The organism is Rhizobium sp. RCC_161_2 (assembly GCF_041355235.1).
Classification (GTDB): Bacteria; Pseudomonadota; Alphaproteobacteria; order Rhizobiales; family Rhizobiaceae; genus Rhizobium.
In genome coordinates, this window is record NZ_JBFUPL010000009.1 from 216,582 (window position 1) to 231,773 (window position 15,192).

Annotated in this window: 16 protein-coding genes; 15 read left to right on the forward strand and 1 reads right to left on the reverse strand. The window is 61.7% G+C overall.

The window, feature by feature from the left end:
* Positions 1 to 38 precede the first annotated feature (38 nt).
* Genes AB6803_RS22815 through AB6803_RS22835 form a run of 5 tightly spaced genes read left to right on the forward strand, consistent with a single transcriptional unit; the run spans position 39 to position 4,292 of the window.
* On the forward strand, positions 39 to 839 hold the full coding sequence (locus AB6803_RS22815; protein WP_371111035.1) for a 5-oxoprolinase subunit PxpA: 801 nt from the start codon (positions 39 to 41) through the stop codon (positions 837 to 839).
* Positions 832 to 1,074: an acetyl-CoA carboxylase gene (locus tag AB6803_RS22820; RefSeq protein WP_371111036.1), complete on the forward strand. Its 243-nt coding sequence runs from the start codon at positions 832 to 834 to the stop codon at positions 1,072 to 1,074. The genes AB6803_RS22815 and AB6803_RS22820 overlap by 8 nt, the downstream gene beginning before the upstream one ends.
* Positions 1,071 to 2,456: an acetyl-CoA carboxylase biotin carboxylase subunit gene (locus AB6803_RS22825; protein ID WP_371111037.1), complete on the forward strand. Its 1,386-nt coding sequence runs from the start codon at positions 1,071 to 1,073 to the stop codon at positions 2,454 to 2,456. The genes AB6803_RS22820 and AB6803_RS22825 overlap by 4 nt, the downstream gene beginning before the upstream one ends.
* Positions 2,456 to 3,331, forward strand: a complete 876-nt coding sequence (locus tag AB6803_RS22830) for an allophanate hydrolase subunit 1 (RefSeq protein ID WP_174044356.1) — start codon at positions 2,456 to 2,458, stop codon at positions 3,329 to 3,331. Before AB6803_RS22825 ends, AB6803_RS22830 begins: the two co-directional genes overlap by 1 nt.
* The gene (locus tag AB6803_RS22835) at positions 3,321 to 4,292 is read left to right on the forward strand and encodes a biotin-dependent carboxyltransferase family protein (RefSeq protein WP_371111038.1); all 972 of its coding nucleotides are present in this window, start codon (positions 3,321 to 3,323) and stop codon (positions 4,290 to 4,292) included. Before AB6803_RS22830 ends, AB6803_RS22835 begins: the two co-directional genes overlap by 11 nt.
* 74 nt (positions 4,293 to 4,366) lie before the next feature.
* Here AB6803_RS22835 and AB6803_RS22840 read toward each other — a convergent pair whose 3' ends face one another.
* Positions 4,367 to 5,377 (reverse strand): GntR family transcriptional regulator, encoded by a 1,011-nt coding sequence (locus AB6803_RS22840; RefSeq protein WP_042470919.1) that lies wholly within the window; start codon positions 5,375 to 5,377, stop codon positions 4,367 to 4,369.
* A gap of 560 nt (positions 5,378 to 5,937) precedes the next feature.
* Between AB6803_RS22840 and AB6803_RS22845 the strand changes: the two genes are divergently transcribed.
* The 10 genes from AB6803_RS22845 to AB6803_RS22890 all read left to right on the forward strand — a co-directional run bounded on the left by AB6803_RS22845 (position 5,938) and on the right by AB6803_RS22890 (position 15,187).
* A complete protein-coding gene (locus tag AB6803_RS22845; protein WP_371111039.1) occupies positions 5,938 to 7,011 on the forward strand; it encodes an ABC transporter ATP-binding protein in 1,074 nt (357 codons plus the stop codon).
* Positions 7,012 to 7,059: 48 nt separating this feature from the next.
* Positions 7,060 to 7,959, forward strand: coding sequence for an ABC transporter permease (locus AB6803_RS22850; protein ID WP_371111040.1), 900 nt, complete (start codon positions 7,060 to 7,062; stop codon positions 7,957 to 7,959).
* 2 nt (positions 7,960 to 7,961) lie between these two features.
* Complete coding sequence (locus AB6803_RS22855) at positions 7,962 to 8,807, forward strand: ABC transporter permease (protein WP_371111041.1); 846 nt, start codon at positions 7,962 to 7,964, stop codon at positions 8,805 to 8,807.
* The gene (locus tag AB6803_RS22860) at positions 8,807 to 9,547 is read left to right on the forward strand and encodes an SDR family NAD(P)-dependent oxidoreductase (RefSeq protein ID WP_371111145.1); all 741 of its coding nucleotides are present in this window, start codon (positions 8,807 to 8,809) and stop codon (positions 9,545 to 9,547) included. The genes AB6803_RS22855 and AB6803_RS22860 overlap by 1 nt, the downstream gene beginning before the upstream one ends.
* 13 nt (positions 9,548 to 9,560) lie before the next feature.
* On the forward strand, positions 9,561 to 10,328 hold the full coding sequence (locus tag AB6803_RS22865) for an SDR family NAD(P)-dependent oxidoreductase (protein ID WP_371111042.1): 768 nt from the start codon (positions 9,561 to 9,563) through the stop codon (positions 10,326 to 10,328).
* Between the two features lie 105 nt (positions 10,329 to 10,433).
* Positions 10,434 to 11,669 (forward strand): PotD/PotF family extracellular solute-binding protein, encoded by a 1,236-nt coding sequence (locus tag AB6803_RS22870; protein ID WP_371111043.1) that lies wholly within the window; start codon positions 10,434 to 10,436, stop codon positions 11,667 to 11,669.
* 86 nt (positions 11,670 to 11,755) lie between these two features.
* On the forward strand, positions 11,756 to 12,865 hold the full coding sequence (locus AB6803_RS22875; protein ID WP_371111044.1) for an ABC transporter ATP-binding protein: 1,110 nt from the start codon (positions 11,756 to 11,758) through the stop codon (positions 12,863 to 12,865).
* A gap of 29 nt (positions 12,866 to 12,894) precedes the next feature.
* Positions 12,895 to 13,776 (forward strand): polysaccharide deacetylase, encoded by an 882-nt coding sequence (locus AB6803_RS22880; protein WP_007689414.1) that lies wholly within the window; start codon positions 12,895 to 12,897, stop codon positions 13,774 to 13,776.
* A gap of 36 nt (positions 13,777 to 13,812) precedes the next feature.
* Positions 13,813 to 14,145 (forward strand): hypothetical protein, encoded by a 333-nt coding sequence (locus tag AB6803_RS22885; protein ID WP_371111045.1) that lies wholly within the window; start codon positions 13,813 to 13,815, stop codon positions 14,143 to 14,145.
* A complete protein-coding gene (locus AB6803_RS22890; protein ID WP_371111046.1) occupies positions 14,135 to 15,187 on the forward strand; it encodes a GTP-binding protein in 1,053 nt (350 codons plus the stop codon). The genes AB6803_RS22885 and AB6803_RS22890 overlap by 11 nt, the downstream gene beginning before the upstream one ends.
* The last annotated feature ends 5 nt before the right edge of the window (positions 15,188 to 15,192 follow it).

The window sequence follows — 15,192 nt, forward strand, 5'->3', positions numbered from 1 at the left end:
TTGCGGTCGCAGCTCCGAACATGCATGAGGAAATACGCTTGAAAGAAGTCGTCGACATCAATTGTGATATGGGAGAGGCCTTCGGCCGTTGGCGTATCGGCGATACGCGCGACGAACATCTCATTTCGCTCATCAGTTCAGCCAATATTGCGACCGGCTTTCATGCCGGCGACCCGAACCTCATGGACGAGACCGTGCGTTTGGCCGCCGAACATGGGATCGGCGTCGGCGCGCATCCGGGCTACAACGATCTGCAGGGCTTCGGCCGGCGAAAAATCAGCGGCACCAGCAAGGAAATCGTCAACGACCTGATCTATCAGGTGGGCGCGCTTCGCGAGTTTGCCCGCCGTCATGGCGTGCCGGTTCAGCATGTGAAGCCGCATGGCGCGCTCTATATGGAACTGGCGGCCAGCGCCGAATTGTCCCGGATTTTCATCCAGTATATGCGCACGGTGGCGCCGAATACGCCCGTCTTCTGCATGGCTGGTTCCGAGACGCATATCGCCGCTCTGGAGGTTGGACAGCCGGCGGTGCGCGAATTCTACGCGGATCGCGACTATGGCGACAATGGCTGGATCGTTTTCACCCGCGACGCCGGCCGGCCCGATCCCAAGGCCATTGCGAGGAAGGTTCTGCGTGCCTGCACCGAAGGCAAGGTCCGCACGGTGACCGGCGCCGACATCGATATTGAGTTCGAATCCATCTGTTTTCACTCGGACACGCTGGGAGCGCTGGAGATCGCCCAAGAAATGCGGGCGGCCCTTGTCGCCGCAGGGCTCCGGATCGCACCCATTTCCCAATTCCTGAACAACGAGCCAGCGCGGAGGCCACATGAGTAAGCTTGAGATCAAATCGCCCCTTCCGGGAACGTTCTATAGGGCTTCCTCCCCGGACGTGCCGGCCTTCAAGGCAGATGGCGATGCCGTTTCGGCCACCGATACGATCGGCCTTATCGAGGTCATGAAGACCTTCCAGCAAATTCCGGCGGGCCTCGACGGCAAGAACATCAAATTTCTCGTCGACAACGAAGAGCCCGTCATGGCCGGGCAGGTCATCGCCGAGGTCGAGGCATGACTATCCGGTCCGTGCTCATCGCCAATCGCGGTGAAATCGCCGTGCGGATCATCAAGGCGGCGAAGGCACTCGGCATCCGCACGGTCCAGGTTCATAGCGCCGCGGACGCGGATATGCTGGCGGTCAGGCTTGCGGACGAGGCCATCGATATCGGGTCGCCTGCGCCGAAAAAATCCTACCTGAACATCGAGGCGGTCATCGCCGCCGCAAAGGCGGCCGGCGTCGACGCCGTGCATCCCGGCTACGGCTTCCTGTCCGAAAACGGTGATTTCGCCGACGCCGTCGAGGCGATGGGCATGATATTCATCGGTCCTTCCGGCGATGCGATCCGCATGCTGGGCGACAAGGTGGCGGCGCGGCAGGTGGCGGCAAAAGCCGGCGTTCCGACGGTCCCGGGAAGCGACGGGCGGGTAGCCGGCCTCGATGACGCGCGTGCGCTGGCGGCAAGGATCGGCTTTCCGGTGATGATCAAGGCGGCGGCCGGTGGCGGCGGGCGAGGCATTCGCATTGTCGCCGATATCGCCGAGCTGGAGCAACAATTTCCGCTTGCCTCGGCCGAGGCGCTTGCCGCCTTCGGTGATGGTGGCCTCTATATGGAAAAAGTCATCACCCGCGCCCGGCATGTCGAGGTGCAGATTTTTGGCGACGGGCAGAATTTTGTCCATTTCTTCGAGCGCGAATGCTCGCTGCAGCGCCGACGCCAGAAGGTCTGGGAAGAGGCGCCTGCCTTCCTGCTGCCCACCGATGTACGCGATCGGCTCTGCGGGAGCGCCGTGGCGCTCGCCCGCGAGGTCGGCTATCGCGGTGCCGGCACGGTCGAATATCTCTACGACGACGAGACCGGCGATTTCTATTTCATAGAGGTCAACACCCGCATCCAGGTGGAACATCCGGTCACCGAGATGATTGCCGGTTTCGATCTGGTACAGGAGATGTTCAAGGTGGCGGGTGGTGCGGCCCTTTCGGTGTCGCAGGGCGATATCAGGGCGAGCGGCCATGCAATCGAGTGCCGCATCAATGCCGAAGACCCGTTCAAGGCGTTCCAGCCATCTCCGGGAACGATTACGAAACTCGCCGTTGCCGAGGGCGAGGGCATCCGGTTCGATACGATGCTCTACGAGGGCTATACGATCCCGCCCTTCTACGATTCCCTGCTCGGCAAGCTGATTGTGCATGCCGAGACACGCGAGGCATGCCTGGCAAAGTTGAGCACCGCGCTTCAGACGCTCGTCATCGAGGGTGTGCCGACCACGGTGCCATTGCATCTGGCACTGGCGCGCGATGCGAGCGTCGCCAAGGGCGCATTCCATACCCGCTTTCTCGAACACTGGCTGGAGAACGATTTCGTCGCTCTAGCCGGCCGGACCCAGGAGGTTGCCTGATGCCCGCACGCTACACATTCGGAGGTGACGAACATCTCTTCATTGAATGCAGCGATGAGATGTCGCTCGAGGCTTTCTTCAAGAGCCTGTCGATGGCAACCGGCGTTCGTGACAGCGCCATCAAGGGCGTCACTGAGATCTGCCCGGCCAATGCCTCCTTTCAGGTCAAGTTCAACCCGGATCTGATCAAGCCCGATGATCTTCTCAAGGAGGTGCGGGCGATCGAAGGAGCGGCCGAAAAGGCCGAACCGGTGATCAAGACGCGCATCGTCGAGATACCGGTCTTCTACAACGACCCCTGGACGCACGAGACCCTGATGCGCTTTCGTGAGCGCCATCAGGAGCCGTCCGGCACCGATCTCGATTATGCCGCGGGGATCAACGGCTACGGCGCGGTCGACGATTTCATCGCGGCCCATGCCGGCTCGCCCTGGTTCGTCTCCATGGTCGGTTTCGTTGCCGGCCTGCCGTTCATGTACCAGATGGTCGAGCGCCAGCGGCAGATCGAGGTTCCGAAATACCTGCGCCCCCGCACCGATACGCCACGGCTGACGGTCGGCCATGGCGGCTGCTTCGGCTGCATCTATTCGGTGCGCGGCGCGGGTGGCTACCAGATGTTCGGCATCACACCGATGCCGATCTTCGACCCGACGCAGACGACGAGCTATCTCCGCGACTTCATGGTGTTCTTCCGCCCGGGCGATATCGTCAAGTTCAAGCCGATCGATCGTGACGGCTACGACAAGGCGGTCGAGGAGGTGGACAAGGGCCTCTTCAGCCCGCCGATCCGCGAGGTCAGCTTCGATCTCAGGCAATATCAGACCGATATCGACGGCTACAATGCCAAGCTGGAGGGCGTGCTCTATGGCCATTAAGGTTCTTCATCATGGCCTGGCGACCACCATCCAGGATCTGGGCCGGCCGGGCTATTTCCACCTCGGCATTCCCGTTGGCGGCGCGATGGATCGCTATGCCATGCGCGCCGCAAACCGCCTCGTCGGCAATGACGAGGGTGCTGCCGGCCTGGAGGCTGTGTTCATGGGGCCGCAGCTGGAATTCTTGCATGACGCGGTGATCGCGGTGACTGGTGCCGACATGCCGGCCAAGATCGACGGCGTTTCCCAGCCGGGATGGACCGCATTGAAGATCAAGGCCGGCCAGGTCCTGAGTTTCGATTTCCTGAAGTCCGGCGCGCGCATCTATATCGCGGTGTCGGGCGGCATCGACGTGCCCGTGGCGCTCGGCAGCCGTTCGACCTATCCGATCGGTGCGCTCGGCGGCTACAAGGGTAGAGCGCTAGCGGTGGGCGACGAGCTCCCGCTCGGACAAGGCTCCGTGGTACAGGAGGGCCGGTCAGTCGAAGAAGGCCTGCGCCGCAGGCCCGGCACGCCCGCTGAGCTGCGGGTCCTGCCCGGGCTTTACTGGGACCGTCTGACGGACGAGGCCAAGACGAGCTTCTTCGCGGATCCATGGAAAGTCGCACCCGAAGCCGACCGCATGGGCTATCGCTTCCGTGGTGGCCGCAAGCTCGAATTCGTTGAGCGCAAGCAACCCTTCGGCGCCGGCTCGGATCCCTCCAACATCGTTGACAGCTGCTATCCCTACGGTTCGATCCAGGTGCCCGGCGGCACCGAGCCGATCATTCTGCACCGCGATGCCGTCTCCGGTGGCGGTTACTTCATGCTCGGCACAGTGATCTCCGCCGACATGGATCTGATCGGACAGTTGCAGCCGCATACGCCGACCCGTTTCGTCGAGGTGACGATGGAAGAGGCGCTCGCGGCAAGGGCCGAGCGGCAGGCGCTGATCGAGCGCATGCGCGCTTGCCTGATGTAAGGAGAAAAGCGATGGCCGTCTTCTCCGCCCTGCGTCCACGACAGAGCACGCAGCCGTTCAGCGGCCGCCGGCTCCTACTCGAGAACGCGCGTCAGATAGGCGGCCGTCACGCTCGGGCCGGGAATGATCGCAACGATCTTCATCTGGGCGATCATGCGTTTCACCGAGGCGTCAAGGTGGCTTTCCATCATAGCGGCGGCGGCGCTCACGGCGCCGCGCAGCAGCAGTTCCGTCACCAGGCGAAGCTCGGTGATGACAGCGGGATCGCCCGGCAGGCCAAGCCGCCGCAACAGCCGCTCGGTCGCCGTTACCGGCAGAAGATTGTTACGGATCGATTCCTTCAATCGCTCATTCGGCGTTGCCAGGATGCAAATGTCGATGAAATCCGCATAAATGGCTTCCAGAGCCTTGAGATGATCGGCGATGTCGTGCCTTTCCAGTTCGGACAGGCGCTGAAAAAGCTCGCTCAGCCTGCTGCGATCAACACATCCGGCCCCGGCGATCAGCGCCTGGGGTTCGAGCATTCCGCGCAGCACGAAATGATCCTTGATCATTTGCGCCGTCAGCGGACCGGCGATCCAATGGGACGATTGGTTCTTGCGCACGAGACCGCGCTCGCGCAGGCGCGTGAGCACATCGCGCACCACGGTGCGGCTGACGTTGAAATGATTGGCCAGCTCGATCTCGATGATACGGTATTGCCCGAAGACGACGCAGCCGGCCACGTCGGCCTCGACGGTGTTGTAGATCCGCTCCCAGGAGGAGCGGCTTTGCAGCGCCTCGTCGGCATGGCGCGGGATGGTCAGGCCCAGCGTCTTGATGTCGGTTCGGTTCGGTTCGATGCCCTGATCGGCAGGCCCAACGAGATAGCCACGGCCATTGAAGCGATGCACGAGCCCTTCGCTTTCAAGGGCCTGGAGGGCCCGTTGAACAGGTGCGCGCGAAATCTGAAGAATCTCAGCGATCGGACCCTCGAGAAGCACGACGCCAAGCGGCAGTGTGCTGTCCTCGATGTTGCTGCGCAGAACATCCTCCGCGATCTCATAGCGCTTCTGCGCGTTGGGTCGTGCGCCGTATTCTGTCATCTCAGTCAATGTGCCCACACCATTCCGATGCCTCACTCTTACGCTATTTATAGCGGTAAAATAGCTCTAAAATAAATGATTATTGAATACAAAGTTTGATTTTTCTTTGGGGCTTATGCGAATGGATGGCGCGATCTTATTGCGGCGCCATGCCGGTATGTGCCCGATTTTACGGAATCTTTGCGCGAAGGTCGCGGCTCGACGACTCTTCGGCGGGCATTCTATGCGCCAATTTCTGGGCGACTGGCTGGAGTAGATGCGCTCTCATACTGCCTGCTGCACCCCTTCAGTCTTTCATCCGCAATTTTGATTGTTGCCGCCGTTCGCTTTGTTTAAAAAGTCTATTGAATACAAAAATCATTTATGTAATGCTTCAAGACATCAAGGCGCTCGTCAGAAGCGCTACAGGTGGAACTCGTTGAAACGCCAAGGAACATCTCTTTGAAGCGCATGTGATGCATGCGTGACGGCTGACGCCCAGCGCTCGGATCGATCCGATTCCGAGCCGCGGCGGAGCTTTGTCCGGAGGATGGTCCTTGCCTGGAACTGGTGGGAAATCGGTGTCGACCGTTCTTCAACTCAAACAAGTCGCCAAGTCCTATGGCGGCGTACCGGCGCTGGCCTCGGTGGATTTTTCCCTGCCAGGCGACGCCTATATCTCGCTGCTTGGCCCCAGCGGTTCGGGCAAGACGACGCTGCTGCGCGTCATCGCCGGTTTCGAGGAGCCCGATGCCGGTTCGATCCTGTTTCATGGCGAACGTCTCGACGGGGTTCAGCCGCATGCGCGCGGCATCGGTTTCGTCTTCCAGAATTTTGCTCTCTTTCCCCATCTCTCGGTCACCGACAACGTCGCCTTCGGCTTGCGTAACAGGAAGGTTGATCCGGTCACGGATCCCGCCATCGTCGCCGCAAGGGTTCGCGATATGCTGGCCCTCGTCGGGCTCAAGGGCTTGGAGGATCGCGGCGTCACGCAGATATCGGGTGGCCAGCGCCAGCGCGTCGCATTGGCACGCACCCTGGTGACGGAGCCGAAGATGGTGCTTCTGGACGAGCCGCTTGGCGCGCTCGATGCCAATTTGCGCAGCCGCATGCGAACCGAGCTGAAGACGATCCGCGAACGCTGCGGCGTCACCTTTCTGCATGTGACGGGCAGCGAGTCCGAAGCGCTGGCGATGGGCGACATGGTTCTGGTGCTTGATCAGGGCTGCATTGCGCAGGCCGCGACCTCCGATGTGATCTACAACCGTCCGGCCTCGGCGGCCGTGGCGCGCTTTCTCAATTGCTACAATCTGTTTGCCGGCGATGTCGTCGACGATCACTTCGTCAGCCAGACCGGCCGTTTCCCGCTGAACGCTTCGCTCAGGAAAGCGCCGCAGCCGGGCTATGCCATCCGCCATGATCGCGTCGCCATCCGCCCTTTCGATGCGGCAATTTCCACCGAAGAAATCCGCATCGACGGGGATTTCATCGCCAGCGAATATTCCGGCGCGGCCATCAATTCCTTCTTCGCGCTCAATGACGGGCGCGTCTTCGAGGTCGAGTCGCATCTCAGCCATTCGCGCCCGCCCGCCTTTGTCGAAAAGAGCCGCTACGCGCTGGTCTGGAAGAAGGAGGACGCCCTTGTCTTCGGCTGACACGCGCTTCCTGCACCGGCCCAACGGATCTGCCCAGGAGAACGAGAGATGACCATGGTCGTAACGAGCGAGGATGCCGTGCAGGAGACGACGGTCACGCGCCGTCCATCGAGAAAGGCTCTGTGGCTGCTGGCGCCGGGCGTGCTCTGGATGCTGCTCTTCCTGGTCCTGCCGCTTTTGATGATGGTCTATGTCTCCTTCTGGACCCAGACGACCTTCAAGATCGAGCCGACGCTCACCCTGCAAAGCTGGATCACCTTTCTCACGAGCCCGACCTATCTCGGTGCGCTCTGGACCACCGTCCGCATCTGGCTTCTCGTCCTGTTGTCGACCCTCGTCGTCGGCTATCCGGCGGCGCTCTTCGTCGGCCTTCTCGTCAAGAACAAGACATTGCAGACCGTCCTGCTTGTCCTCTGCGTGATCCCCTTCTGGACGTCGTTCCTGATCCGCGTTCTTGCCTGGCGCCCGATGCTCGGCACCGAAGGCGCGATAAACATGATCCTGATGAACCTCGGCGTCATCCATCAGCCCATCGAGGTGCTGCTGTTTTCCGAGCTGTCGGTGATCATCGGCATGACGCAGATCTATTGCGTCTTCATGGTCGGCCCGATCGCCTTCATGCTCGGTCGCATCGACGCCTCGGTCATCGAGGCCGCCCAGGATCTCGGCGCCGGCTTCTGGCGCATCTTCCGCACGATCATCCTGCCGCTTTCCCTGCCGGGCGTGGTCGTCGGCGCGATCTTCGTGTCGGTCATGGTGCTTGGAGAGTTCGCCACCTCTGCGGCGCTGTCCGGTCGCAAGGTCAACCTGCTGGGCAACATCATCGTCACCCAGGTCGGCTCGTTGAAATGGGCCTTTGCGGCAGTGGCCGGTGTCGTGCTGACGATCATCATGGGGGCGGTCGTTGCCGTGCTTCTCAAGATCGTCGATCTGAGAAAGGAGCTCTGATCATGAACGCAAGCGGCATCAAGCTCGGCCTCGGCGTCTACACTACCCTCTTTCTCGTTTTTCTCTACGGACCGCTGGTGGTTCTGGCGATCCTGTCGTTCCAGACCGGCCCGGAGGGCGGCCCGCAATTCCCGATCATCGAATGGTCGACTTATTGGTATCGGCATCTGTTCGGCCTGACGCCGCCCTCGCGCATTGCGCCGCTGCCGATCGATCAGTCGCTGATCCGCTCGCTGGCGCTTGCGGTGATGACCATGATCGTCTCCACCGTACTCGGCGTGACCTCTGCCCAGGCCTTCCGGCGCAAATTCCGCGGCTCCGGTGTCGTCTTCTACCTGATCGTCCTCGGCATGATGGTGCCGGGCGTGCTGGTCGGGCTCGGCATGGCGCTGGTTGCCAATACATTCGGCATCGACCGCCATTGGTGGAGCACGGCATTCGTCCTCCACGTCGTCTATACCTTTCCCTTCGCTTTCCTGGTGATGCTGGCGATCTTCAACAGGTTCGATCCGAGCATGGAGGAGGCCGCCTGGTCGCTCGGCGTGACGCCGGCGCGGACGTTCCGCAAGGTCACCTTTCCGCTGATTTTCCCCGGCGTGCTCTCGGCCATGCTGTTTGCCTTCACGCTCTCCTATGACGAATTCTCGCGCACCTTGTTTGCGTCCGGCCGCGAATTGACGCTGCCGCTGGCGATCTACGGCACCTTCTCGGTCGAGGTTCATCCCAATGTCTTCGCCTTCGGCGTCCTGACGACCCTGTTTTCCTTCGCGCTGCTCGGCACCTACGCCACCCTCATGGGGCTGTCCGTTCGCCGCGCCAGGCGCATCCGTGTTCAGGAGGACGCATGATGACGAGAAAACCTTCGGCGATCGTGACGGGTGCGGGTTCCGGCATCGGCCGGGCGATCGCGCACAGGCTTGCCGCTGACGGCTACGGCGTGCTGGTGAACGATCTCTCGCTCGATCGCGCGCAGGCTGTTGCGGACGAAATCGGCAAGGCGGATGGCTTGGCTAGTGCCGCAGCCGGCGACATTTCCCGACCCGAGGATGTGACCGCGATCCATGCCGCTGCCGTGGCGCGACATGGTGAAGTCGATCTCCTCGTCAACAACGCGGGCATCGTGCATCAGGCATCCTTCGAAAAACTCGCGCTTGAGGATTTCGACCGCATGTTTGCCGTGCATGTGCGCGGCACGTTCCTGATGACCAAGGCGGTTTTGCCTTCAATGCTCGAGCGCGGCGAGGGGGGCATCATCAATGTCGCCTCCCAGCTCGGTCAGATCGGTGGCATCGAGCTGGTTCACTACTCCGGCGCCAAGGCGGCGATCATTGGTATGACCAAGGCGCTCGCCCGTGAGGTTTCCAGTCGCGGGGTGCGCGTCAACGCCGTCGCGCCAGGGCCGATCAACACGCCGCTGGTGCTTGGCCTTTCGGACGAATGGCGCGAACGCAAGAAGCACGAACTGCCGCTTGGCCGGTTCGGCGAACCGGAGGAGGTGGCCGCGACGGTAGCGTTTCTCGCGTCCCCCGCCGCCAGCCTTTTTGTCGGCCAGACGCTCGGACCGAATTCCGGCGATGTGATGCTTTGAGAGGAAGATCGATATGACAACGACTGAAAAGCGCATCGTGATCGTCACAGGTGCAGGCATCGGGATCGGCCAGGCGACGGCGAAGGCCTTCGCGGCTCTCGGGGATCATGTCGTCGTGACGGATATCTTGAAGGCGGAAGGCGAAGAGACCGTCCGCGACATCGTCGCCTCCGGCGGATCGGCCGAGTTCCAGTTCTATGATGTCCGCTCGACGGAGGCGGCCAATGCGCTGGTTGCGGATCTGGAGGCGCGGTTCGGCAGGATCGACGTCATCGTCGCAAATGCGGGCATCGCCCATCGCACGCCGCTTGCAGACCTCAGCGACGACAAGTGGGATCTGACATTCGACATCGATCTCAAGGGTATCTTCCGGCTGGTGCGCGCCGCCGCAACCGGCATGAGGCGCCGTAGATCGGGGAGCATCGTTGCGCTCTCCTCCATCATGGGTGTCGCCTACGGCTGGGATGAGCATGTGCATTATTCCGCCGCGAAATCGGGTGTCGTCGGGCTGGTGCGCGGGCTGGCGGTGGAACTCGCCAAGGATGGCGTGCGGGTCAACGGGGTCGCGCCTGGCTACATCCGCACCGCGCAACTGCTGTCCGAGGAAAATTCGCTGGGTGCAGAAGGTGCCGAGAAGGCTCCGCAATTCATCCCCATAGGTCGGATCGGCGCTCCCGATGATATCGCCGATGTCATCGCATTCCTCGCGTCGAACAGCGCGAGATACATGACCGGCCAGGTTCTGGTCGTGGATGGCGGCCTTCTCGTAGGCCGTTACTGATCGCGGAGATCCCGGCGGCAACATGCCCTCGGGCGGCTGGCGATACGACAATGAAAGAAGCCCACAGCGGCTTCAGGGAACAGCAAACAACACTGGAGAACAGAAATGTCCAAAATGGAAATGAATAGACGCTCTCTGTTGAAGCATTCCGCTGGCGTGATGGCTCTTGCCGCCATCGGTGGCGGGACGTCCTTGCTTTCGTCGCGCACCGCCTTCGCGCAGGCCGCCAATCTTGCCAGCGAGCAGCTGCGCACAATCGGCCTATCGGTCACCGTACAGGAGCGCATCCTCGCCGATTTCCGCAAGGCAAGCGGCGTCGGCCAGACCTCCGGCACGGCGGCGACCTTCCCGGATGCGCAGACGAAGATCCTGTCGGGCTCCAAGGATTATGATTGCTGGGAGATCATCGCAGAGCGCCTGCCGTCGATCGTCATGACCAACAATGTCGAGCCGGTCCCGGCCGCTTCGCTGAAGAACTGGGCCAATATCCGCGACACCTTCACCAAGCCCTCCGACAAGTGGGGCGCCAAGCAGCAGATCGTCGGCCAGATCTGGGCCGACGACGCTCAGACGACGCTGAACATGGTTCCGGCGGTCTATAACTACGACTCCATCGGCTACAATCCCGATGTCCTCAGCGCTGAAGAAGCCAATAGCTGGGCGGCACTCTTCGATCCCAAATGGAAGGGCAAGTCGGGCATCAACACCGATCCGCTGATCGCCTTTGGCCAGGCCATCATGGCGATGAACACGCTTGGTCTCCTGAGCGTGAAGAACCCCGGCAATCCAAGCACGGCGGAAATTGACGAAGCCGCGAAGTTCCTTGTCTCCAAGAAAAAGGACGGTCAGTTCCGCGCCCTTTGGGGTGATTTCGGCGAGCTGGTCAACCTGATGGCCTCCGGCGAGATGGTTGTCTGCGATGCCTGGCAGCCGGCAGTCATGGCCGTCAAGGCGCAGGGCAAGCCCTGCAAATATGCCGTGCCGAAGGAAGGCTATCGTGGCTGGGCAATCGGCCCGTCGATGATCGCTGGCACGACCAACAAGGAGGCCGTGATCGCCTATGCCGATTATTGGCTGTCCGGCGAGCCGGGCATCACCGTCTCCGAGCAGGGCTATTACTCGCCGTCCACCAACATCAAGAACGTCATGGCGCCCGACAAATACGCCTTCTGGTACGAGGGCAAGCTCTGGGTCGGTGCGGCGGAGCGCGGCATCAAGGAAGGCGATCTGCGCGACGGCGGCTCGCTGGAAGAACGCGCCAAGAACGTCGCCTATTGGCACCAGTGGCCGGACGAATACGACCATCTCGTCCAGAAGTGGGACGAGTTCCTGAACGCCTGACGCAATGCCGGAGCGGCCTGCCGCTCTGCACCTGAAATGCGAGGAGACCGGCTGGCGGTCTTCTCGCTCGCGCCTGGAGAATGGTTATGATTTACGACCTGGAACTCATCAATGTCGGCAAGGTCTACGACAACGGCACGCCGGCCGTCGCCGATTTCAATCTGGCGGTCACCAAGGGCGAGTTCATCGCCTTCCTGGGGCCATCGGGCTGCGGCAAGACGACGACGCTGCGGATGATCGCCGGCTTCGAGACGATTTCCTCGGGCGACATGATGATAAAGGGCGAGCGGATGAATGACGTGCGGCCGCAGAACCGCCCGACGTCGATGATCTTCCAGAATTATGCGCTGTTTCCACACATGAGCGTCCGCCGCAACGTCGGTTACGGCCTTGAGGTCAAGGGTATCGCAAAACCCGAGCGTGATGCCCGCGTCGACCGGATTCTGGCGACGCTCGGACTGGAGGATATTGCGGAGCGCAAGCCGGACAGGCTTTCGGGCGGCCAGCGCCAACGCATCGCGCTTGCTCGTGGTCTCGTGGTGGAGCCCGACGTTCTCCTGCTGGATGAGCCGCTCGGAGCTCTCGACGCCAATCTGCGCAAGGCGATCCAGAACGAGCTGAAGCTTTTGCAAAAGAGGCTTGGCGTGACCTTTATCTTCGTCACCCATGCCCAATCCGAGGCGCTGGCGCTCTCCGACCGGATCGTGGTGATGAACCAGGGCCGGGTCGAGCAGATCAGCCCGCCGCATCAACTCTATACCCGGCCGAACACGCCATTTGTCGCGCAATTCATCGGCCGTAACACGATCTTTCACGGCGAGGTGGCCGGCAGCGAAGGCGACAACACCGTCGTCAACACCCCGCTCGGCCTGCTGTCGGGGCGCCCGAATGGCGCGGTTGCCGGTAAGGGGAAGGTCGATATCGTCATCCCGTCCGAGGCGATCGAGGTGCATGCCAGCGAAGGCGCGGACCGCCAGCGCATCGCCAGTGCCTTCGGCGGCAATGTCGTCGGCGCCCGTATCGAGCGTTTCGACGTCGTCGGCCATATCTCGCACCTGACCGCCAGTCTTCCCGACGGGCGTTCGCTCGCGCTCGAGGCGCATGTCGACAAATACAGGCCCGGCGCCTTTGCGGTCGGCGCCGGCGTGTTGCTCGCCTGGAACCCGGCGGAAGCAACTGTCATTCCCGCCTATTAAAACCATAGAAACCCAAGGAGGTACTTCCCATGGCGAAAGAAATTCTCTGCAGTTTTGGCGTCGATGTCGATGCCGTGGCCGGCTGGCTCGGCTCGTATGGTGGTGAGGATTCGCCCGACGATATTTCCCGCGGCCTTTTTGCCGGCGAAGTCGGCAGCCCGCGGCTGGTCAAGCTGTTCGAGCGCTTCGGCATCAAGACGACCTGGTTCATTCCCGGCCATTCGATCGAAACCTTTCCCGAGCAGATGCAGGCCGTCGCGGATGCCGGCCATGAAATCGGCATCCATGGCTACAGCCATGAAAATCCGATCGCGATGACGCGCGAGCAGGAGACCGAGATCCTCGACAAGTGCATCGAGCTTGTCACCAAGCTTTCCGGTAAGCGCCCGACGGGCTACGTCGCGCCCTGGTGGGAATTCTCCAACGTCACCAACGAGCTGCTGCTCGAGCGCGGCATCAAATACGACCATTCGTTGATGCATAAGGATTTCACCCCCTATTATGTGCGTGTCGGCGATAGCTGGACGAAGATCGACTATTCGAAGAAGCCATCCGACTGGATGGTGCCGCTGAAGCGCGGACAGGAAACCGACCTGATCGAGATTCCCGCCTCCTGGTATCTCGACGACCTGCCGCCGATGATGTTCATCAAGAAGGCCCCGAACAGCCACGGTTTTGTCAATCCGCACGATATCGAGCAGATGTGGCGCGATCAGTTCGACTGGGTCTATCGCGAGATGGACTATGCCGTCTTCCCGATCACCATCCATCCCGACGTTGCCGGTCGCCCGCAGGTGCTGATGATGCTCGAGCGGCTCTATGCCCATATGATCAAGCATCCGGGCGTGAAATTCGTTACCATGAACGAAATCGCCGACGACTTCGCCGCGCGCTTCCCGCGCAAGAAGTAACAAGCGGATAAGGCCTGTGAGGAGGTAGACACCATCATGTGCTCGCTCTGCGGTGTTCTCGGCGGCAATGAACACTGGACCGACGCTGCGGCGCGGCCCGGGGTGTTTACGCGCAATGACAGCCGTCTCGACCGGCGGCGGGAGCGGTCCAACCGCGTCGCCGCCGCCAATCGCATGCTTGCGGCCTTCGGCCTTGTTCTGTCGGATTGGCAGGGCGCCTCGTTCGTCCTCTCCACGAAGACAGGCAAGAACGAGATCGTCGAGGATCTGGGGCATCTCTGGCCGGCGGCCGAGCGGCTCGTCGGCCGTCCCTGTGATCCGCTCGATCCTGGCCTGATCGCCCGCATGGAGGTCAGCCGTGTCCTATGAACAGCCCGGCTTCGTGACGGTCAATCTCCTTACCGGCTTTCTCGGATCGGGAAAGACGACGCTGCTCCGGCGGCTGCTCGCAGAGGAAGCCTTTGCCGACGCCGCCGTGCTGATCAACGAATTCGGAGAGATCGGCCTCGATCATCACCTGATCGAGCGGATCGATGACGAGATCGTGCTGCTGCGCTCCGGATGCGTATGCTGCACCGTTCGCGGCGAGCTCGCAGACGCGCTCAAGGATCTCTATTCCAAGCGCGAACGGGGGCTGGTCCCACCGTTCCGGCGCGTCATCATCGAGAGCACCGGGCTGGCGGATCCCTTTCCGGTCCTCTCGACGATCAAGGCGGATCCAATCCTCCGGCATCATTTTCGGCCCGGAAGCGTCGTGACGGCGGTGGATGCCATCAACGGGCAGCGTCAGCTCGATACCTATATTGAGTCCAACCGGCAGGCGGCGATTGCCGACCGGCTTGTCATCACCAAGATCGATCTTGCCACCGATAGCGAGAGACAAGCCCTGGAAAGCCGCCTGCGGCGCATCAACCCCGATGCGCTCCTCGTCTGCGCTGGGGATGATGATCTGGATTTGTCCTCGCTGTTGCAGGACGCGACGACAATGCGCGGCGATCACGTCCAGTCGCCGAGCGGCTTTTATTGCGAGGAGCCGGTCTGGCTTACCAATGCCGATGGCGCTCCGCATCGTGCCGCCATCTCCTCCGTCACCATGACGGTGGATCGCCCCATCGACTGGACCGCATTCGGCATATGGCTGACCATGCTGCTCAATCGCCACGGCGAGCGGGTCCTGCGGGTCAAGGGTATTCTCAATCTTGTGGGCGAGGAGCGGCCGGTTGCCATTCATGGCGTGCAGCATCTTGTCCACACGCCCGTTCACATGGGAGCCTGGCCCTCAGACGATCGGAGCTCCCGTCTGGTCTTCATTCTGGACGGGCTCGACGGAGAAGTGTTGAAACGGTCCTTTGAGGCTTTTACGCTGGCGGATGTGGATGTCGGGCCGCCTCTGGCCATCCCGGCGGAATAGGATAA